The following is an 18,557-nucleotide window of genomic DNA, read 5'->3' as shown; positions in this document are numbered from 1 at the left end:
TCATTATTGTCCGCGAGCGTAATTCAGATCCGACCTGGGTTTATTAGATTGCGAAAACGTATTGTACCGGTAAGCCGCATCGCAATTTTTCGAAGTTGGCGCCCTCAAAGAAGCTGCGTTTTCGCGGCAGCCGCCTTTGGATTTTCCGTTCTGTCGAGCGCTCATGCCTATGCGGTAAGCGACAGCGTCAGACAGGCGTGTAGAGATGATTACTATCAGCACTGCAGTCAGTACTCGGTCGGCACGGAAGAGCTTCGCCAGTGCATGCGGAAAGTCGGCGACGGCTTATCGACCCCTTGCCTCGTAGCACTCGTGCAGGAAGGGGAAATCACCAAGGAGGATGTCGAACGGCACAACGCCGGGATAGGCGGCAAGAGCTCAGCCAAGAACGTTGCCGACAACACCGGCGCCAAAGCCACCGACGACCCTAAGGACGTAAGCAAAAAGACCGCCCAGAAGAAGCCAAAGATCGCGAAGACGAAAATCGCTGCAGATCCGGCAAACACGAAGAAGGTTTCAAAGAAGGCAAAGACCGGCGCCAAAGCGCCGCCGCCGGTGAAACCGGTCAAGACAGCGGACAAGAACGTCAAGAAGACGAAGAAAGCAGCAAGTTCCGGCGCTGGCGGCCATCTCCGCGAAGCGAAGTTGCCAGCACTCCAAAAAAATGCCGGCAAAAAAGCCTTGACCGCCAAAAACAAAAAGTCTGTGACGAAGCCTGCCGGCGCAAAGCCAAGCACGGCGAAAGCTAGCCCCAACAAAACGGTGAAGAAAGTGACGAAGGCGAAGAAGGTCCCTGAAGAACAGGCTCCCTGAGAAACATTAAAAAATACCGGCCCCGGGGATGCCTGGGGCAAGCGACGTTACGAGGCCACTCATTCTTACGGAGATCTCATGTCAGAGCATCATTTTCACGCCGTCGTCTGGATCGACCACCACGAGGCCCGCATCTTCTATTTCAGCCTATCGGATGCAAACGAGATCGTGGTCCGTCCGAAAGATCCCACGCGCCATATCCACCACAAGGCGAATACCATCGGCAGCGGCCACGCGCCCGAAGATCCCGATTTCTTGCAACGCGTAACGGACGCACTGGCCGACGCCGGAGCGATACTTGTCCTTGGCCCGGCGACCGAAAAGCTCGCTCTCATGAACCATATCGACCGTCGCGCACCTGCGCTCAAGTCCAAAATACGAGGGGTGGAAACAGTCGATCATCCGTCAGACGGCGAGATTCTGGCGCTCGCACGCAGGTTCTTCAAAGACGATCACATGGAACCGCCGCGCGTCCAGTAACTAAAAAATAATCACCCGACGGGACGCTGCAATCAATGGACCTGACCGGATCGAACGCCCTCCTTGGCGACAGATCGATCTTATGACGGTAGTCTCCTCACGGAACGACTTTCTCGACGGATCATGCCGCAAGCGAAAGAGTATTCATGTCGAACAGAGATCCAATGACCTGGATGTTGGCCGAAGCCGTGGAAACCTTGACGCGCGCGGAGCGTATGCACCGGCAGATTTTTTCTCTGCAGCGATCCGAAGCCAGGAACGAGCCTGCTTGGGAACCTCCAATTGATGTGCTGGAGACGGAGCGGGAAATTCTCGTCTTTGTCGCTCTTCCGGGCGTCGATCCGGAAATGGTCGAAGCCTCGATCGAGGACGGCATTCTCATCGTATCGGGCCGCCGCGTTGTCCCGCCACAGCTTCGCAACGCCGTGATCCATCGCCTCGAACTTCCGCAAGGCCGCTTCGAGCGTCGCGTGCAGTTGCCGGCCGGCCGGTACGGCGTCCGCCAATTCGTATCGAATGGCTGTTTGGTATTCTCGCTGACCAAGGCAGGTTGAGGTAATTTCAATGATACTCGGTGACTCGAACTCCGCCGGCGCGAGCGACCACGCCGCCCCCCGGACAGGAAACGGCGCTCCAAATATCGCCCTGCCGTCAGACGCTCTGATCGTCCTGCCGGTCCGCAAAGTCGTGCTTTTTCCGGGCCTCATTCTTCCGATCTCCATCGGCCGCGACAAATCGATCGCGGCGGTCCAGCAAGCAGTGCGGGAAGAGCGCCAGATCGGCCTGTTCCTGCAACGCGATGCCGATAACAACGATCCGGGACCCGACGATCTCTATCGCATCGGCACGCTTGCCAACATCGTTCGCTACCTCGCGACGCCGGACGGAAACCACCATCTCGTCGTCCAAGGCGTCCAGCGAATTCGCATCGAGGACTTTCTCCCGGCCACGCCGTTTTTGGTCGCGCGCGTCGTCCATATTCCAGAGCCCGACACGAAATCGACCGAAATCGAAGCGCGCTTCCGCAATCTCAAAAGCCAGGCGCTCGAAGCGGTGCAGCTTCTTCCGCAATCGCCGCCGGAATTGGTAACGGCCATCGAGAATACGGCGACGCCCGCGGCCCTCGCCGACATGGCCGCCGGATACATGGACATCACGCCCGAAGACAAACAGGCAATCCTCGAAACAGTCGATCTTTCGACGCGCATCGAGCGCGTCTCGACCTTGCTCGCCGAGCGCATCGAGGTGATGCGAATTGCACAGGAGATTGGCCGTCAGACGAAAGCCGCGTTCGACGACCGTCAGCGCGAAGCGGTGCTGCGCGAGCAAATGGCGACGATCCAGCGTCAACTCGGCGAGGGCGATGGCAAATCGCAGGAAGTAGCCGAACTCAGCGAAGCCATTGCCAAAGCCCAGATGCCCGCCGACGTCGAGCAGCATGCACGCAAGGAACTCGCCCGCTATCAAAGGCTCCCCGAGGCCGCGGCCGAGACCGGCATGATCCGCACCTATCTCGACTGGCTGATCGAGCTGCCTTGGACATTACCCGAAGAAAAGCCGATCGATATCGCTGATGCGCGCCGGATTTTGGACGAAGACCATTTCGGGCTGGACAAGATCAAGACGCGTATCATCGAATACCTCGCGGTCCGAAAGCTCGCGCCGCAAGGCAAAGCGCCGATCCTCTGCTTCGTCGGTCCGCCGGGCGTTGGCAAAACGTCCCTCGGCCAGTCGATTGCGCGCGCGATGCAACGCCCGTTCGTGCGCGTCAGTCTCGGCGGCGTACACGACGAAGCGGAAATCCGCGGCCATCGCCGCACGTACGTTGGAGCGCTCCCGGGCATCATCATTCAGGGCATCAAGAGGGCCGGCGCCCGCAACTGCGTGATGATGCTCGACGAAATCGACAAGATGGGCCGCGGCATCCAAGGCGACCCGTCGGCTGCGATGCTCGAGGTGCTCGATCCGGAGCAGAACAGCACGTTCCGCGACAACTATCTCGGCGTCCCGTTCGACCTGAGCCGCGTCGTTTTCATCGCAACGGCAAACATGCTCGAGACCATACCGGGCCCGTTGCGCGACCGCATGGAGATCATCAGCCTTGCCGGCTACACCGAAAGTGAGAAGCTGCAGATCGCCCGCCGCTATCTTGTCAATCGTCAGCTCGAAGCGAACGGATTGAAACCCGCGCAGGTCACGATCGACGACGCGGCCTTGGCCGCCATCATTCACGGCTATACGCGCGAAGCGGGCGTGCGCGGACTCGAACGTGAAGTCGGCAAGGTATTCAGAAACACCGCCGTCAAGATCGCCGAAGACAGCAACGCCCACGTAGACATCACCCCGGCCAGCCTCACGGATATACTCGGTGCACCGCACTTCGAGAATGAAGTCGCGATGCGAACGAGCGTACCCGGCGTCGCGACGGGACTCGCATGGACCCCGGTTGGCGGCGATATCCTATTCATCGAGGCAAGCAGGTCCCCAGGTAAAGGCGGCTTGATCCTCACGGGCCAGCTCGGCGACGTCATGCGCGAGAGTGCACAAGCCGCAATGACACTTGTGAAGAACCGCGCCGAATCCCTCGGCATCGACCCCGCCGTTTTTGAAAAGAGCGAGATTCATGTGCACGTCCCGGCTGGCGCAACGCCCAAAGATGGGCCGAGCGCCGGCGTCGCGATGTTCATGGCGCTCGTCTCGCTCCTCACAAATCGTACGATCAGAAACGACACCGCGATGACGGGAGAAATCTCGCTGCGGGGGCTCGTATTGCCTGTCGGCGGCATCAAGGAAAAAGTCGTCGCCGCGGCGGCAGCCGGAATTACGCGTGTGATGCTACCGGCACGAAACCGGCGCGACTTTGACGATATTCCGCAAGACGCCCGCGATCGGCTGGAATTCATATGGCTCGAGCGCGTCGATGACGCCGTTGCCGGAGCATTGGACAACAGCCAAGGCGCCGCTTCGACAAACACAATCGTCGCCTGACGCAACTCACGGCGCCGGTTTGGAAAGCGTGGCGTCTCGCGCGGACTTGCGCTTACCCATATACGCGAGATAGGCGATGACCGCGTCGACGTCGCCATTTGAAATCGCCGCCTCGTCGAAGGCCTCCATCTGCTGCTGCGGCCACGTGCGCACCGACTTCGGATCGCGAATAATGCCGCGGATCCCCTTGGGGGTAATGTATTCGGTGACGTTCATAGGTTGACCGAGGTCAGGCCCCATCTCGCCGTCTCCTGCACCCTCGATGCGATGGCACGACATGCAGATCTTGGCGAACACGATCTGTCCCCGCCGCTCAGGCGCGGCGGCGGCGACCGAGCTATCGACGGCCATTTGCGGCCAGCGCTTGAGTGGATCTTCGCCCCCTGACAGTGACACCAGCGAAAACGGCCATTGCGCATCGCCGACCCCGGAACGCTCGGGATTTTCCCAGACCAGATAGAAAGGACCGGCGCTGACCGCCTGCCCCGGAAGCTTTGGCCACGGCGCAGCCGGGTCCTCGACGGCAATCCAGGCCACAGCGCCGCCCGCGGAACTCTTCATCACCAGCGCACGCGGAATTTGCGATGCATATCCGTCGCTGGCCCGCGCTTCGATCGTATCGAAGTCACCATTCAACGCTGACCCCAAAAGCGCGAGCAACGGCACCGCGCGATACTTCATTTCGCGGTGATATGCGGCGTCCTTTGGAACGGTCAGGAAAGTTGTATCCGGCCTGGCCAAAAGTTCGGAAGCCGTAACGCGTCGCGCCTCGCCGCCGAAAGTGAGCGTGAGAACGCGCTCGGTCGCGGCGCAGTGACCGGCACCGAAAGTCCACAGCACCAGGAGCGCCAAAATCCGGAGCATTTCATCTTCCCCAAAATCAACCGGCGGCTTGAGCGACGATCTTCGTCGAGAGCGGCCCCACCTTCACCCCGGCCAACCGCAGGTCAAGTCGCGAATGACTGGAGCGATTATGACTGCACCTGCGCGGCACCCGAGGGCAACGGGGACTGCCCGACACCCGAGTTCTTCAGCGACACGATCTTCTCCTCGGCGAGGGCCTCGAGTTCCGGGAGCAGAACGACGCTCTCTTGCTCGTTGGGATCTGTACGCGCAATCACCGCGGACGCAGGCTTATCGCTGAGGTTCACCGGCAGATGAGGGATGCCCGCGGGAATATAAACGAGGTCGCCAGCCCGCGTCGGGATGCAGTGCTCCAGCTGATGCCCAAAAAGCGTCAAGACCTCGCCATCCAGCATATAAATTGCCGTCTCATGATTTTCATGGAGGTGCACCTTGGCCCGCGCGCCAGCAGGGACAGTCAAGAGATGCATGCAGATGCCCTTCGACCCAACGGTCTCGGAGGCAATTCCGCAGAAGTACGTCAGACCCTGCTTCCCATCATATGTATCCGCCGCACGAATAACTCGGCACGTGAGATCTGGCGAAGTAGCCATTTGAAATCACTCCTTTCTTCTGGTCGTTGTTCGTGACAAAACCGGCTCCAGGGTTTGCGGATCAAATCGATTTCGCTGCAGCCATTCAAAAAGCTTGTTCGAGCTTAGCCAAGCGCCCTGTTTCATTTAAACGAGCTAGGCAACAAAAAATGACAGAGAAAAAGAAAGATGTCCTGCAGCCCGTCGATGACGCGGCACGGCGCCAGGCAAAAACGCTCGTACGCACCGCCCGTTACGCTTCGCTGGCAACCATAGATCCGCTTGACGGCTCGCCCTCCGTCAGTCGCGTGAGCCTCGCAACCGCCATGGACGGCTCGCCGGTGTTTCTCATCTCGCGGCTTTCGAGCCATTTTGCGAACCTCGAGGCAGATCCCAGATGCTCGCTGCTGGTCGGCGAGCCCGGCAAGGGCGACCCACTCGCTTATCCCCGCATGACGTTGATCGGAACAGCCGAAAATCTTGGCCAGGGTCCCGAACGCGCGCCGGTCAAAAGCCGATTTCTCAGGCGCAATCCGAAAGCCGCATTGTACGCCGACTTCCCCGATTTTGCATTTTGGAAGTTTGCAACATCGCGCGCTTCGCTGAACGGCGGCTTTGGCCGAGCTTACGCATTGGCGGCGAGCGACCTCGCAGTGCCGGCCGACGCCCTCCAATCGCTCAGCGAATCTGAAGAAGGCGCAGTTGAGCACATGAATGCCGACCACGCCGACGCCGTCGGGCGCTACGCCGTCAAATCTGGGGCGACCTCCCCCGAAGGCTGGCGTCTCGCGACCATCGACCCCGAAGGCCTTGATATGACGTGCGGAGACGATGTTGCCAGGCTCTGGTTCGACGATCCGCTGAAATCGGCGCAGGAACTCCGGCCCGTCCTCGTCGCCCTCGCCAAGCAGAGCTAGAACGCAAGGGACGCCCCTTCGTTCAAGCCGTCTTCGCGGCGCCGGCCGGCTTGCGCAATTGACTTGCGTGCCGGCTGAGAAAGCGCACGAAACTGCGGACAATGGGCCGGTCGTCGTCGCTCTTGCGGTAGGCGGCAAAATGGCTCGACAGAAACTGATAAGCCTGGGGCTTCAGCTCCCGCATGAGACCCTGCCGCACCCAGCCCTCGGCAACATGGCGCGGCAGAAAGCCGATGAAGCGGCCTGACAGGATCATCATCACCTGAGCCTCCATCTGCACCACCTGACCCGTCGCGCGCGGATGATCGGCGCGATAAAGATCGTCGAGATGGCGATAGCCGCGGACGGAGAAGAGCGACTCCCCGATGGCTTCCCGCGTAATCGCTGCAGGCGGCATATCGAAGAGTGAATGGCCCTTGCCGCAGTAAAGTCCGTGCGGCTCCCGATGAATGGCGACATAGGTGACGCCGGGCACCTTTTGCGACATCGGCCCGATGACGACATCGCGGCGGCCGTCCGCGATGGCCTGTTCGAGCAACTGGGGCGTGCCGAGTTCCAGGTCGATGAAGACGTTTTCGGCGTTCTCCATGAAGCGGCCGATGACGTGCTGCAAACCGAGATAGGGATTTGTCACGACACCGTCGACGATGCCCACGCGCAGGCGCCCGACGAGCTGCCCGTTGTGCTTGCTGACCCGCTCTTCGAACGAGCTGATATCGGCGAATAGTTTTTGCGTTGCGAGATAGGTCGCTTCACCGAACGGCGTCAGCTGAAAGCCACGCCGCCCCCTGATACAGAGCGGCGCCCCGAGTTTGCGCTCCAGCGCCGCCAGATGCGTGCTGAGCGTCGGCTGAGACAGGTTGAGCGCAATTTGTGCATCGCCGAACCCGCCCGCCTCCACCAGCGTCGCGAACACTCGGAGCAGGCGAATATCGATATTGTCGAGCCGGCGCATCCTTCCCTCTCCAACCACCTGCGATCATTACATCGGCAGTTTTCGATGTATCCTTCCAATAATCAATATTGGTTTCGATGTAAATTTACCCGAGATTTCATCACCACGGGTGGTCTGATCATTTAGGGGTATGCCGATGCACATGACGATGAACGTCCGGCGAGTTGCCGGGGCCGGATTTGCGATGGCCTTGGGATTGAGCGTGTCGCTGGCCGCGACTGCGGCGCGGGCCGACGAAACCATCCGGATTCTCTGCCCGACGTGGAGTGGCTTCGCCCCCGTTTTCGTGGCGCAGGACCTCGGATACTTCAAGAAGCTCGGCATCAACGTCAGCATCAAGTTCGAAGATGAACGCGCGAACGTCATGGCAGCCATGGCGCGCGGCGACATCGAAATGGATATGCGCACGGTCGGCGAGTATCAGGGCAAGCCGCGTGACGCCCAAACCCCCGGCATCATCATCGGCACCATCGACGAATCGCTTGGCGGCGACGGCGTCATCACCCCGGGTGAAATCACGTCCGTCGAACAGCTGAAGGGCAAGACCGTTGCATCGGAGCCCAACATTCCGGGGCGCTTGCTGCTCCAGATGGCATTGAAGAAGAAGGGCATCTCCCTGTCCGATCTCGTCGTCAAACAGATCGCGACCGCCGACACCGTCGCCATCCTGACGGATTCGTCGATTGACGCGGTCGTATCCTACCAGCCGTACCTGTCCCAGGCCGTCGATAAGGTCCCGGGCCGCAAGCCCCACATTCTGGTCTCGTCGGCGCAATACCCGGGCATCATCGTCGATATTATCACCGCCCGTCAGGACGATCTCAAAGCCAATCCCGAGAAGTACAAGAAGTTCATGATCGGCATCCTCAAGGCGGTCGAATATTTCAACACGAACAAGGCCGACTTCATCAAGCTCGCGGCCCCGCACTTCAACTTGACGCCAGACGAGTTCGCGGCCTCGATCGAAGGCAGCTTGGTCTATACCGGGCACAAGGAAAACGCCGGCTATTTCGGCAAGCCCGGCGCTCCCGGCACGCTGTACGGAACCTTCGATGAGGTGATGCAGCTCAATATCGAGAATGGCGCTGCCGAGAACAACCTCAAAGCCGCCGAGCAGATCGATAATTCGATTGTCGCCGGTATCACCGAAGCCGATCTGAAGTAGACTAAGTCGGTGCCGGGCGGAACGCTCCACGGAGCGCCCCCCCCCGGCGCAATCAACAGTCAACAGAGCCGTCTCCGGGATCATCGCGTGACCATCATCAAAGCGACAGTGTCTGCGGCGCCTCACGCGCCGGCCGCGAACGCGGCATCCACGCCGCGTCCTCTGCGAAGAAATCCTCCACGCAATCAGTTCTTCGCATTTCGCGGAACGCTTTCGAAACGCGCACAGATCCTCACCGCCATCGGCTCGACCCTGTTCGTCTTGGCCGTGTGGGAACTTTCGACCCGCCTCGGATTGATCAACGCAACCTTCCTCCCGCCGCCGAGCGTCACGCTCGAGACGCTGTGGAACATGATCCTTCACAAGAACCTGCTGATGCATGCAGGTATCTCGACGCTGCGCATATGGGTTGCATTTGCGCTAGCCGTCATCATGGCGGTTCCCATCGGCATCGCAATGTCAAGCTTCCGCGGCGTGGGCGCCGCACTCGAGCCGATCGTGGATTTCATCCGCTACTTGCCGGTCCCGGCGCTCGTGCCTCTCAGCATCATTTGGTTCGGCGTCGGCGAGACGACGAAAATCTTCCTACTCTGGCTCGGCACATTCTTTCAGCTCGTGCTGCTCGTCGCTGACGACATGCGCCGCGTACCCCAGGAATACGTCGAGATTTCCTATACAGTCGGCGCACGGCCGAGGCAGATGCTAACGGACGTCGCCTTCCGGGCGATGCTGCCGAGCCTGTTCGACAATCTGCGCATCACGCTCGGCTGGTGCTGGACCTACCTCATCATCGCGGAAATCGTTGCTGCCGACACCGGCCTCGGCTTCGTCATCTGGGCAGCGCGCCGCTACATGAACACTTCGGAAGTCATGGCGGGAGTGGTGGCGATCGGATTGATCGGCCTAGTCACCGACCAGATTCTGCGCCTCGTTCACAAGCGCTTGTTCCGCTATCTTTGAGAGGCGCAAAGTGGCTCCCGCTCCGTATCTTGTTTTCGATGGCGTCGCCAAATACTTCGGCGATCTCGAAGTCGTCGCTCCATTCTTCAACCTCACCATCAAACGCAACGAATTCGTCGTCTTCCTCGGCCCATCCGGCTCCGGCAAGACCACGTTGATGCGGATGGTCGGCGGCCTCGAAACACCGAGCGTCGGCGAAATACGCCTGGATGGACTGCCGATCGGCGCCCCCGATCGCGAGCGCGGCATGGTCTTCCAATCATACTCTTCTTTTCCGTGGTTGACCGTTTCGGAAAACGTCGCCTACGGCATGAAGTACCGGCACGACATGACGCCGGAGCGCAAGAAGAAGCGGCTCGATCACTATCTCGAGCTCGTTGGCTTGACCGACTTCGCCGACTTCTATCCGAACAAAGTTTCGGGCGGCATGCGGCAGCGCATTGCCATTGCTCGCACGCTTGCGGCCGGCTCCGAAGTTCTCCTGATGGACGAACCCTTCGGCGCGCTCGACGCCCAGCGGCGGGAAGGATTGCAACTCGAGTTGCGCCGCATCCATCGCCAGGACGCGAAGACCATTATTTTCGTGACCCACGACGTGGACGAAGCCGTGTTTCTCGCAGACCGGATCGTCGTCTTCTCGAAGCGGCCCGCACGCATGCTCGAAGACGTCGATATATCGGCGGAGCTGGGCCCGGATCGCACGATCGCACTGCGCGACAGCGAGCAATTTTTCAAACTTCGAACGCGCATCCTTAGAATGGTGCGCGCTGCGACCGGGGAAGAAGAAAAAGTATAGGACCCTGAGGAAGAGCTTGATCAACCTTCAAAATAAGTCGGTGCTCATCACGGGCGCCAGTCGAGGCATCGGCTTTGCGGTCGCGGAAGCGTTCGCGATTGCAGGCGCCGACGTCGCGATCCTCGCAAACGATGATCTCGTTACCGATGCGGCATTGCGCCTGTCGGATGCGTGCGGACGCCCGGTCCGGGCTTTCTTCACCGACATCACCGACAAGACTGCGTTGCAAACCGTATTTGCTTCGATCTCAACACTCGACGTTCTGGTGAACAACGCCGGACTCGAACTCATCACGCCGCTGACGGATCCAAGCGACGAAGTCGACGCCACCTTTGCGCGGATTATCGACATCAACGTGCGCGGCACTTGGAACGTCACGCGCGCCGCACTGCCTCTTCTGAAGCCCGGCGCACGTATCATCAATACGGCATCGGTCTGGGCTAAAAGCGCCGTCGGTGAATTCGCCGCCTACATCGCATCGAAGCACGCTGTCGTCGGCTTGACGCGCACGTTCGCGCGTGAACTCGGACCGCACGGCATTGCTGTCAATGCTGTGTGTCCCGGGTGGGTACGAACCGTCGCCTCCGTACGCTCCGCCAAAACCATGGCTGAACGTTCAGAGCGAAGCGAAGCCGATATTTTCGCCGACGTCGTCGCGGCGCAGGCGCTGCCCGGCTTGATGGAACCCGCCGATGTCGCCGGCCTCTATCTTTTCCTCGCAAGCGACCTGTCAAACAACATCACTGGTCAAGCGATCGGCGTCGACCGCGGGGAATTTCTCGGATGAGCATGCTCGAAAACAAAAAAGTTATCGTCTCCGGCGCGGCGAGCGGCATAGGTCTCGCCATCGCCAATCTCTTCGAAGCCCAAGGCGCTCGCATCGCGAGATTTGATCTAAGCCCTATCTCCGCCGGCGCTGGCCCGTCTTTCACGCTCGACATCACGGATGAAGCGCAAGTCGTGGAGGCGGTGAAGGCAGCAGACGAAGCCCTCGGCGGTATTGACGTCATGATCAATACGGCGGCGATTTTTCTGATGTCACCTTTGCTCGAAACGCCCATCGCCGACGCGCGCAAAGTTCTCGACGTCAATCTGATCGGCACGTTGCTCATGGTTCGTGAGTCGGTGCGCGCCATGCAGAAGCACGGCAACGGCGGCAGGATCATCCTGTTCAGCTCTGAGCTCGCTCAGCTTGGCCGCGAAGAACATGCTGCCTACTGCGCGTCGAAAGCAGGCATCAGCGCCATGGTGCGTTGTTGGGCGAAGGAATTCGGCCCGAACATACTCGTCAATGCGGTCGCTCCCGGACCGACCGACACGCCGCTGCTCGACTTCGACAACATGCCGCCGGACTGGAAGGCGCTCGAAACGGCCAATCCGCTTCGCCGCATCGGCAAGCCGGAAGAGATCGCCGAAGCCGCGCTGTTTCTCGCGGGCCCCGGCTCGAGCTTCATGACGGGACAGGTAATTGGCGTCAACGGCGGCGCCTCGATGGTTTGAAAGAAGGAAAACATGAGCGACCGACTTTTTATGAACGAGATGAGCTGGACCACCTACCAAAAGCGGATTGAAGGTGGCGCTCTCATTCTGTTGCCGGTAGGAGCCACCGAGCAGCACGGACCGCACTTGCCGATGGGAACTGATGTGATGCTGGCGACGGCGGTGGCCGTCGACGTTGCAAAGCAGCTCGATGCCATCGTCGCTCCGGCCGTCGCCTTCGGCTACAAGTCGCAGCCGAAAATGGGCGGTGGCAATCATTACTGCGGAACCACCAGCCTCGATGCCGATACGCTCGCGCACGTTCTGCGGGACGTGATCAAGGAATTCGCGCGCCACGGTGCGCGCCGGCTCGTCCTCATCAACGGCCACTACGAAAACATGATGTTTTCGATCGAAGGCATCGACCTTGCGATGCGTGAACTCTCATACATGGGCATTCGCGATTTCGAAGTGCTGCGGCTCGAGTATTGGGATTTCACGCGCACGGAAACAATCGAGAAGATTTTTCCAGACGGTTTCCCGGGCTTCGCTCTCGAACATGCAGCCGTGATGGAGACGTCTCTGATGCTCTACCATCATCCCGAACTCGTCGACATGGCGGCGCTGCCCACTGACAAGCCGGCCGACTTCCCCGCTTACGATGTCTATCCGACGCGAACCGGCTGGGTCCCGTGCTCGGGCGTGCTGTCGCCGGCCACCGGCTGTGCGGCTGAGAAAGGAAAGTTGCTCGCCGCCGATTATGCAATCGGCGTCACGGACGCAATCCGCAAAGAATTCCCGAATGTAAAGACGAAGACACAGGTGATGGCATGAGCGAACTCCAACAGCTTCCCGCGCGACAGGGTCGCGCCGTTGCTCTGAAAGCGGGACAATCGATCCGAATTGTGAACACCCATGGCCATCAGGTCGTCGATACCTGGGCCTTCAACGCGCATGACCTTGGCGAATTTCTCTCCATGGAACATATGCGTGCAGCGATCGACAGGATCAGCCCAAAACCTGGCGACAAGCTCGTGACAAATAAGCGCCGGCCGATACTGTCCTTGGAAGCGGATTCTTCGCCGGGCATCCACGACACCTTCATCGCCGCTTGCGACATCTATCGTTACCAGGGCCTGGGCTGCACGGCATATCACGAAAATTGCGCCGACAATCTCCGCGCTGGAATGGCGGGCCTCGGCTTGACGCCGTCCGAGGTTCCCTCGCCGCTCAATCTTTGGATGAACATTCCGATCAAAACTGATGGCTCTATCGGCTGGGAAGAACCGGTCTCGAAGCCCGGCGACTATGTCGTGCTCAAGGCCGAGATGGATTGCATCGTCGCGATGTCTGCCTGCCCGCAGGACATCGTCCGCATAAATGCCGGCGCACCGACCGACGCGCATTACGAGGTCCTGGCATGAGCTTGATCGCACCTTCCGTTGCCAACACCGTTCCCTGGGGATTGAATTCCGAGACCGGAGTGCTGCGGCACGTCCTTCTCGGAAAGCCCGATTACTTTGAGTGGCGCCCCGTCAGCGCCGTCGCGCGGCAAACGCTGGCGCTCGGCTTACGCTTCGACGCGCAGCTCGCCATGTCGCAGCATCGCGCAATGGTCGATGTCTATGAGAGCGCCGGCGTAACCTGCCATTGGCTCGATGCACGGCCGGAACTCAAGTATGGCGTATTTGCCCGGGATTCGAGCGTGATGACGCCTTTCGGCGCCGTCATCACCATGCCGCAGACGCGCTTTCGCCGCGGCGATTACGCTCTGACATTCAAGTTCTACCAGGAAGCCGGAATTCCAATCTGGAACATGATCACAGCCGGCCATTTCGAGGGCGGCGACTTCATGGTCGTCGAGCCGGGCTTCGTTTTATGCGGCTATGGTGGCGAGCGCTCCGAAAAAGAAGGAGCGGAGCAGATGTGCGAGTGGTTTACCGCCGAAGGGTGGGAAGCTCATCCCGTTCCATTCCCGCCGCACTTCGTGCACCTCGATGTTTCGGTCGGCTTCATCAACGAGAAGCTGGTTGCCGTCGCGCCGGATGCACATCAGCGGTGGTTCCTGGATCTCCTCAAATCCAAGGGCTACGAAATCCTGCCCGTCTCCTATCATGACTCCACGCAGCTCGGCACGAACATCGTCGCCCTCGGAAATGATCGCGTTCTCTCGACAGCCGCTAACAAAGACCTCAACGCACGCATGCGCGCGCTCGGGATCGAAGTCTACGATCCGGATCTCTCCATGTTCACATTGGGCGGCGGCGGACCGCATTGTCTTTGCCAGGCCCTGCAGCGTGATCCGCTTTGATTGCCGCTGAAGCGCACACGTTCCGCTTCGCTGTCATCAATCACTGAGCAAACGCGCCACCGACAAGCTAGTCGGTGGCGCACCTCGTTATGAGGAGATCTCAAGCGGCCGCACATTCTGCGCGAAACTCAACTGCCAAGGCATCCCTTATCGACCGCGCATCCTGATCGGGCTTAAGATCCAGAACGATGTCGTCGATGCAGTTATGGCGCAGCATGTTATCGAGAACAAATGCACGCGCATCGCGCTCCCATAGTCTTCCGTCTTCATCGACCACGAAGACATCGAACAATCCCCAGATCGTCTCGGCAAAGGAGAGCGGGCTCCGCCTCGCTTCGAAGGCAATCGCGACGGAATTGAACTCCATGAAAATCACAGGACGATCTCGAACGAGCGTCTCGGCGGCCCCCGCCAAAACTTTCGCTTCATTCCCCTCGACATTCAATCTTATGAAATCGACCGGTGAGGAGACCGAGGCGGACCAGTTATCGATTGTATCCATCACCGCGCGGCTTCCGCTCTCGGCGGTGGCCGGACACTCGACGACGGTCGCATTTGACAAACGGTTGGCCGAGAGATTGCTGCGCAAACGCATCGCCTTCCTCGTAGAAGGCTCAAAAGCATAAACATGGGCCTTTGGACAGGCCAACGCTAAGCTCGCAGTCGTCAGCCCTATATTCGCGCCGATGTCCAAACATACACTCGCCGCATGCAGATGCCGCGCTGCAAATCTCGCCAGATGACGCTCGCCGCCGCCCTGAGCCAAAGCGGCGATATTCGCAAAATAGATATCTCCCTGCTCACCCTCGAATTCCAGATCTCGGCCCCCGAGCCAGACGCGCTGCTTCATAAACTTCCGACCAACTATCTGAACGTAACGCCGCATTTATGCATTTCGAGCTCGGATCGCCCGATCCCCCACCCGTTTTAATCCAAGCGGCTCCCACTAAGCACCTGGCCGGATGAGCAGTATGCGGACCGTTACGGGAAACGGTTCGCTTTCACCGCGGTTGCACTTAAGCCTGGGGAGATCTCATATTCGATATTGATATGACTCGCATATCGCGTATCTTCTGATTCCATCCGGCGCGATTTCGCCAGAAATTATATTCGAATATTTTCGGAAAATACTGCTTTCGCCTTTGCCTCGTTTTGAGGAAAACAACATGCGCTATATTGCGATTACATTGCTATTTTTCATTTTATGCGGCCCCGCCTTTGCAGACGCAGCGTTTGATTGCGACAATGGGACAAGCCCAGACGCCCATATCGCGGGCTGCACGGTGATGATCGAGTCTCAATCGTCAAACCCGCGCAATCTCGCAATATATTATGGCAACCGCGCGTTGGGATACTTCGCAAAACGCGACTTTCAACACGCAATCGCGGACTTCTCGAGCGCAGCAAAGATCAGCCCTGAACCCTATTACTACGTAGGACGGGGCATCGTGTACGCCGCCATCGGAGATTGCGACCACGCGATAGACGACTATAACCAGGCAATTGAATTGGAGCCACTTTATCCTCGCGTGTATAACAACCGGGGGAATTGTTTCCGCAAAAAGGGGGATCTTAATGCCGCCATATCGGACTATACGCGCGAAATAAAAATTAACCCGAAAGAATCGGTCGTATATTTCAATCGCGGCGTTGCTTTAAAAATGCAGGGCAATTATGCCGCCGCCATTGACGATTTCAGCGCCGCCGTATCGCTCAACCCGAAATACGCTCTGGCGTACTTCGTGCGCGCCGACACCTATATCGACGCGGGAGACCTCAAGTCGGCAGATCGAGATTTCAAAACTGCCTCAGCCCTCGATCCGAAACTGGATCGCCAGAGCACCCAGCTGACCGTGCCGCCAATCAACTGAACATCCACCCCGTCGTTGCTGATCACAGCGCGTATAAACTGATGGGATGACAGACGACGCGATGAAATTTCTCGCTGAAGATTTCTGAAGCTCATCTCCAGCCCCGCCTTTAATCGGCGGCCTCAAAATCAATGAGGCCGCCGTATTTCTATAGGGCTCACAGAACCCGACCGCAGTTCAGCCAACCAAACATGCGATCGCCCAATCTTTGAGTCCGGTAGCCGACCCCGCGCACGAAGCCCGTGGTGCGATCGAATACCCCGGAGACGCCCCTCCCCACCCCATCGAGGCCGAGGCAATGAGCATCCGCCGCGACTGGCGCAGCCAGTGCAGAAAGACCAATTACAACTGCAAAAATTGAATGCTTTGACATGCGAAAAACTCCTTTAGACACCCAACAATTCAGCGAGACTAAGCCGCAGTTTGGAAACGACGAGCCCCGTCGCAGTTCTTGGTTAGGCGCCAATTAAATTTGAGCCCCCGCTGTAAGGATGCCTGGAACGGCTACCCGCTAGAGCGGGTTTGTCGACCAAGGAGCAAATCCATGATCCTCTATTACTCGCCCGGAGCCTGCAGTCTCTCAGACCACATCGCCTTGATCGAAGCCGGAATGAAGTTCGATCTCGCGAAAGTCGATCTCAAAACCCACAAGGTCGACGATGGCCGCTCGTACCTCGATATCAATCCAAAGGGCTACGTCCCGGCGCTTCAATTCGATGACGGCGAGGTCCTCACCGAGAACATCGCCATTCTGAGTTACATTGCCGACAAATACCCCGCTCTCATGGCGCCTGGCCAGTTCGGCCGTTACAGACTTCTTGAGATGCTCTCCTTCATCTCGAGCGAAATTCATAAATCCTTTGGGCCCTTTTTCAATCCCGCCACGACTGAGAAGAACAAAGCGAAATCCCTCGACGCGATCCGCAAGAGATTCGACTACGCGGCTACTCGCATTAAGGGGCCTTACATCTTCGGCGAGCACGCAACCGTCGCCGACGCGTATCTTTTCGTCACGCTACTTTGGGCTGAGAAGATCGGAATAGACGTGCCGAAGCCGCTGAAGACACTTGCCGAACACATGCGCGCGCGCCCCACCGTGGACATCGCGCTGAGGCAAGAGGGCCTCGCTTGAACGCTGCATCCTGACCCGCACGATTATCATCGTCGCGTTGAGTTCGCGGATGAGGATATTCGCATCGTTTCGGCTCGCGGCGAAGATCAACCGAATCTGTTCCTTGACCTTGATTTATTGCATCGGACGCAATGGCTGTGGCGGAGCGGTGACGTTCGCTCCGCACGCTGATGGTATAGTTCGGATATTGATTTGAAAATTTCGATTTTGCACAGGTCGGACAAATGAATTTCATCCGAACGAATATATTATTGGCCGCTTCTCTATCTCTTCTGGCTTCCGCCTACTCCGGCCCCGCCCTCGCTTCCGACCTCGGAAGCGTGGAACAACGCCGCCTCACAGAGCCGCCTCCTCCAACGAGCGAATGGACCTTCGTTTTCACGACCTACGGCTGGATACCTTGGCTGTCGGGAAACATGGCAGTCAGGGGACGCACCTTCGATGTGAATGCTACCGCAGGCGAAATTATCAGCCATCTCGATTGGTCGACGCTGCCGGCTTGGATGAGCTACGCAGAAGCGCGCAACGGCCCGGTAAGTCTCTTCAATGACATTGTGTACGCAAACATCAGCGGCGCGAAGAGTTTTGCTCGTGCATCCGATCGCCAAATAATCGACTCCTCGCTCGGAGGCGCCGTTTCGGTGGATTACCAGGAGGTGATCGTTGAATTCGGCGGTGCCTACGAAGTCTGGACCGGCCGCAATCCGGTGCTGACGGGATCTACTGCGCTCGATCTTCTTGCCGGCGGCCGCTACTGGCATCAGGCTGCGGATGTCACCGCTAACGTCTCTGCGAGCGCGAATATCGGGGACCTTTCTGTCTCCGGCAATCGGGTCACGGCGCGATCAGGGTCGGTCGACTGGGTCGATCCGTTTATCGGAGGGCGACTGCGCAATCAGATCGCGCCGGGACAAGAACTCATGGTTCGCGCCGACGTCGGAGGGTTCGGTGTCGGCAGCGATCCAACTTGGCAAGTTCTCGCTACCTATAATTGGAAAATGTGCACGGCGGACGGTCACGTCGTCGATGGCTATCTCGGCTATCGCGCACTGTCGGTTGATTATTCGCAAGGCTCTGGAAACACCGAATACCAATTCAATGTCCTCCAGCAAGGTCCGGTCATAGGCGCGACCTTGCATTTCTGAGAAAGCCCTGTCGGCAGGTCGCGCGGATTGCAGTTTCATTAACGAAACAATCGCTCTTCATCGTGCGACTGCACGCTGCAACGATTACGATCTCACGTTTCTCAGAATC

21 protein-coding genes are annotated in these 18,557 nt (G+C 58.8%); 17 read left to right on the top strand and 4 right to left on the bottom strand.

Annotation, left to right across the window (positions count from 1 at the left end; all coding sequences use genetic code 11):
- The first annotated feature begins 264 nt into the window (after nucleotides 1-264).
- The 4 genes from K2Q04_RS07295 (at nucleotide 265) to lon (ending at nucleotide 4,281) form a co-directional block, all read left to right on the top strand.
- Complete coding sequence (locus tag K2Q04_RS07295) at nucleotides 265-813, top strand: hypothetical protein (protein ID WP_291161295.1); 549 nt, start codon at nucleotides 265-267, stop codon at nucleotides 811-813.
- Between the two features lie 78 nt (nucleotides 814-891).
- Nucleotides 892-1,293 (top strand): translational machinery protein, encoded by a 402-nt coding sequence (locus K2Q04_RS07290; protein WP_291161292.1) that lies wholly within the window; start codon nucleotides 892-894, stop codon nucleotides 1,291-1,293.
- A 146-nt stretch (nucleotides 1,294-1,439) separates the two neighbouring features.
- Nucleotides 1,440-1,847 (top strand): Hsp20/alpha crystallin family protein, encoded by a 408-nt coding sequence (locus K2Q04_RS07285; RefSeq protein WP_291161289.1) that lies wholly within the window; start codon nucleotides 1,440-1,442, stop codon nucleotides 1,845-1,847.
- A gap of 10 nt (nucleotides 1,848-1,857) precedes the next feature.
- Nucleotides 1,858-4,281 (top strand): endopeptidase La, encoded by a 2,424-nt coding sequence (gene lon, locus K2Q04_RS07280; protein WP_291161286.1) that lies wholly within the window; start codon nucleotides 1,858-1,860, stop codon nucleotides 4,279-4,281.
- Between the two features lie 6 nt (nucleotides 4,282-4,287).
- On the opposite strand, the gene K2Q04_RS07275 is transcribed toward lon, so the two are convergent.
- Nucleotides 4,288-5,145: a c-type cytochrome gene (locus K2Q04_RS07275; protein ID WP_291161283.1), complete on the bottom strand. Its 858-nt coding sequence runs from the start codon at nucleotides 5,143-5,145 to the stop codon at nucleotides 4,288-4,290.
- 107 nt (nucleotides 5,146-5,252) lie between these two features.
- A complete protein-coding gene (locus K2Q04_RS07270; RefSeq protein WP_291161280.1) occupies nucleotides 5,253-5,738 on the bottom strand; it encodes a cupin domain-containing protein in 486 nt (161 codons plus the stop codon).
- Nucleotides 5,739-5,887: 149 nt separating this feature from the next.
- Here K2Q04_RS07270 and K2Q04_RS07265 point away from each other — a divergent pair, with 149 nt between their 5' ends.
- Nucleotides 5,888-6,634, top strand: coding sequence for a DUF2470 domain-containing protein (locus tag K2Q04_RS07265; RefSeq protein WP_291161277.1), 747 nt, complete (start codon nucleotides 5,888-5,890; stop codon nucleotides 6,632-6,634).
- Between the two features lie 22 nt (nucleotides 6,635-6,656).
- Here K2Q04_RS07265 and K2Q04_RS07260 read toward each other — a convergent pair whose 3' ends face one another.
- Nucleotides 6,657-7,589, bottom strand: coding sequence for a LysR family transcriptional regulator (locus tag K2Q04_RS07260; protein WP_291161274.1), 933 nt, complete (start codon nucleotides 7,587-7,589; stop codon nucleotides 6,657-6,659).
- 142 nt (nucleotides 7,590-7,731) lie between these two features.
- Between K2Q04_RS07260 and K2Q04_RS07255 the strand changes: the two genes are divergently transcribed.
- From K2Q04_RS07255 to K2Q04_RS07220, 8 genes are all read left to right on the top strand, one after another.
- Nucleotides 7,732-8,754, top strand: a complete 1,023-nt coding sequence (locus K2Q04_RS07255; RefSeq protein ID WP_291161270.1) for an ABC transporter substrate-binding protein — start codon at nucleotides 7,732-7,734, stop codon at nucleotides 8,752-8,754.
- Nucleotides 8,755-8,841: 87 nt separating this feature from the next.
- On the top strand, nucleotides 8,842-9,714 hold the full coding sequence (locus K2Q04_RS07250; RefSeq protein ID WP_291161267.1) for an ABC transporter permease: 873 nt from the start codon (nucleotides 8,842-8,844) through the stop codon (nucleotides 9,712-9,714).
- 10 nt (nucleotides 9,715-9,724) lie between these two features.
- Complete coding sequence (locus tag K2Q04_RS07245; protein WP_291161264.1) at nucleotides 9,725-10,510, top strand: ABC transporter ATP-binding protein; 786 nt, start codon at nucleotides 9,725-9,727, stop codon at nucleotides 10,508-10,510.
- Nucleotides 10,511-10,526: 16 nt separating this feature from the next.
- Nucleotides 10,527-11,297 (top strand): SDR family NAD(P)-dependent oxidoreductase, encoded by a 771-nt coding sequence (locus K2Q04_RS07240; RefSeq protein WP_291161260.1) that lies wholly within the window; start codon nucleotides 10,527-10,529, stop codon nucleotides 11,295-11,297.
- Nucleotides 11,294-12,010: an SDR family oxidoreductase gene (locus K2Q04_RS07235; protein WP_291161258.1), complete on the top strand. Its 717-nt coding sequence runs from the start codon at nucleotides 11,294-11,296 to the stop codon at nucleotides 12,008-12,010. Before K2Q04_RS07240 ends, K2Q04_RS07235 begins: the two co-directional genes overlap by 4 nt.
- A gap of 12 nt (nucleotides 12,011-12,022) precedes the next feature.
- Nucleotides 12,023-12,823 carry a creatininase gene (locus tag K2Q04_RS07230; RefSeq protein WP_291161256.1) on the top strand — a complete coding sequence of 267 codons (801 nt, stop codon included), beginning with the start codon at nucleotides 12,023-12,025 and terminating at the stop codon, nucleotides 12,821-12,823.
- Entirely contained in the window at nucleotides 12,820-13,413 is a 594-nt protein-coding gene (locus K2Q04_RS07225) for an urea carboxylase-associated family protein (protein WP_291161253.1), read from the top strand. Before K2Q04_RS07230 ends, K2Q04_RS07225 begins: the two co-directional genes overlap by 4 nt.
- Nucleotides 13,410-14,300 (top strand): dimethylarginine dimethylaminohydrolase family protein, encoded by an 891-nt coding sequence (locus K2Q04_RS07220; protein ID WP_291161250.1) that lies wholly within the window; start codon nucleotides 13,410-13,412, stop codon nucleotides 14,298-14,300. Before K2Q04_RS07225 ends, K2Q04_RS07220 begins: the two co-directional genes overlap by 4 nt.
- A gap of 100 nt (nucleotides 14,301-14,400) precedes the next feature.
- Here K2Q04_RS07220 and K2Q04_RS07215 read toward each other — a convergent pair whose 3' ends face one another.
- Nucleotides 14,401-14,994 (bottom strand): FkbM family methyltransferase, encoded by a 594-nt coding sequence (locus K2Q04_RS07215; protein WP_291161760.1) that lies wholly within the window; start codon nucleotides 14,992-14,994, stop codon nucleotides 14,401-14,403.
- A gap of 45 nt (nucleotides 14,995-15,039) precedes the next feature.
- On the opposite strand from K2Q04_RS07215, the gene K2Q04_RS07210 reads away from it, so the two are divergent.
- The 4 genes from K2Q04_RS07210 to K2Q04_RS07195 all read left to right on the top strand — a co-directional run bounded on the left by K2Q04_RS07210 (nucleotide 15,040) and on the right by K2Q04_RS07195 (nucleotide 18,448).
- Nucleotides 15,040-15,231, top strand: coding sequence for a hypothetical protein (locus K2Q04_RS07210; protein WP_291161766.1), 192 nt, complete (start codon nucleotides 15,040-15,042; stop codon nucleotides 15,229-15,231).
- Between the two features lie 235 nt (nucleotides 15,232-15,466).
- Nucleotides 15,467-16,171 (top strand): tetratricopeptide repeat protein, encoded by a 705-nt coding sequence (locus K2Q04_RS07205; protein ID WP_291161247.1) that lies wholly within the window; start codon nucleotides 15,467-15,469, stop codon nucleotides 16,169-16,171.
- A gap of 544 nt (nucleotides 16,172-16,715) precedes the next feature.
- The gene (locus K2Q04_RS07200; protein ID WP_291161245.1) at nucleotides 16,716-17,303 is read left to right on the top strand and encodes a glutathione S-transferase N-terminal domain-containing protein; all 588 of its coding nucleotides are present in this window, start codon (nucleotides 16,716-16,718) and stop codon (nucleotides 17,301-17,303) included.
- Between the two features lie 251 nt (nucleotides 17,304-17,554).
- Complete coding sequence (locus tag K2Q04_RS07195; RefSeq protein WP_291161242.1) at nucleotides 17,555-18,448, top strand: hypothetical protein; 894 nt, start codon at nucleotides 17,555-17,557, stop codon at nucleotides 18,446-18,448.
- The last annotated feature ends 109 nt before the right edge of the window (nucleotides 18,449-18,557 follow it).

The sequence above is a fragment of the Hyphomicrobium sp. genome (assembly GCF_019753045.1).
Taxonomy (GTDB): Bacteria; Pseudomonadota; Alphaproteobacteria; order Rhizobiales; family Hyphomicrobiaceae; genus Hyphomicrobium_B.
This window is presented reverse-complemented; position numbering and strand designations above follow the sequence as displayed.

What these genes read in the sequence shown, in the direction of transcription:
- K2Q04_RS07295 (WP_291161295.1), top strand. Translation starts at nt 265, where the DNA reads ATGCGGAAAGTCGGCGACGGCTTATCGACCCCTTGCCTCGTAGCACTC.
- K2Q04_RS07290 (WP_291161292.1), top strand. Translation starts at nt 892, where the DNA reads ATGTCAGAGCATCATTTTCACGCCGTCGTCTGGATCGACCACCACGAG.
- K2Q04_RS07285 (WP_291161289.1), top strand. Translation starts at nt 1,440, where the DNA reads ATGTCGAACAGAGATCCAATGACCTGGATGTTGGCCGAAGCCGTGGAA.
- lon (WP_291161286.1), top strand. Translation starts at nt 1,858, where the DNA reads ATGATACTCGGTGACTCGAACTCCGCCGGCGCGAGCGACCACGCCGCC.
- K2Q04_RS07275 (WP_291161283.1), bottom strand. Translation starts at nt 5,145, where the DNA reads ATGCTCCGGATTTTGGCGCTCCTGGTGCTGTGGACTTTCGGTGCCGGT.
- K2Q04_RS07270 (WP_291161280.1), bottom strand. Translation starts at nt 5,738, where the DNA reads ATGGCTACTTCGCCAGATCTCACGTGCCGAGTTATTCGTGCGGCGGAT.
- K2Q04_RS07265 (WP_291161277.1), top strand. Translation starts at nt 5,888, where the DNA reads ATGACAGAGAAAAAGAAAGATGTCCTGCAGCCCGTCGATGACGCGGCA.
- K2Q04_RS07260 (WP_291161274.1), bottom strand. Translation starts at nt 7,589, where the DNA reads ATGCGCCGGCTCGACAATATCGATATTCGCCTGCTCCGAGTGTTCGCG.
- K2Q04_RS07255 (WP_291161270.1), top strand. Translation starts at nt 7,732, where the DNA reads ATGACGATGAACGTCCGGCGAGTTGCCGGGGCCGGATTTGCGATGGCC.
- K2Q04_RS07235 (WP_291161258.1), top strand. Translation starts at nt 11,294, where the DNA reads ATGAGCATGCTCGAAAACAAAAAAGTTATCGTCTCCGGCGCGGCGAGC.
- K2Q04_RS07230 (WP_291161256.1), top strand. Translation starts at nt 12,023, where the DNA reads ATGAGCGACCGACTTTTTATGAACGAGATGAGCTGGACCACCTACCAA.
- K2Q04_RS07225 (WP_291161253.1), top strand. Translation starts at nt 12,820, where the DNA reads ATGAGCGAACTCCAACAGCTTCCCGCGCGACAGGGTCGCGCCGTTGCT.
- K2Q04_RS07220 (WP_291161250.1), top strand. Translation starts at nt 13,410, where the DNA reads ATGAGCTTGATCGCACCTTCCGTTGCCAACACCGTTCCCTGGGGATTG.
- K2Q04_RS07210 (WP_291161766.1), top strand. Translation starts at nt 15,040, where the DNA reads ATGACGCTCGCCGCCGCCCTGAGCCAAAGCGGCGATATTCGCAAAATA.
- K2Q04_RS07205 (WP_291161247.1), top strand. Translation starts at nt 15,467, where the DNA reads ATGCGCTATATTGCGATTACATTGCTATTTTTCATTTTATGCGGCCCC.
- K2Q04_RS07200 (WP_291161245.1), top strand. Translation starts at nt 16,716, where the DNA reads ATGATCCTCTATTACTCGCCCGGAGCCTGCAGTCTCTCAGACCACATC.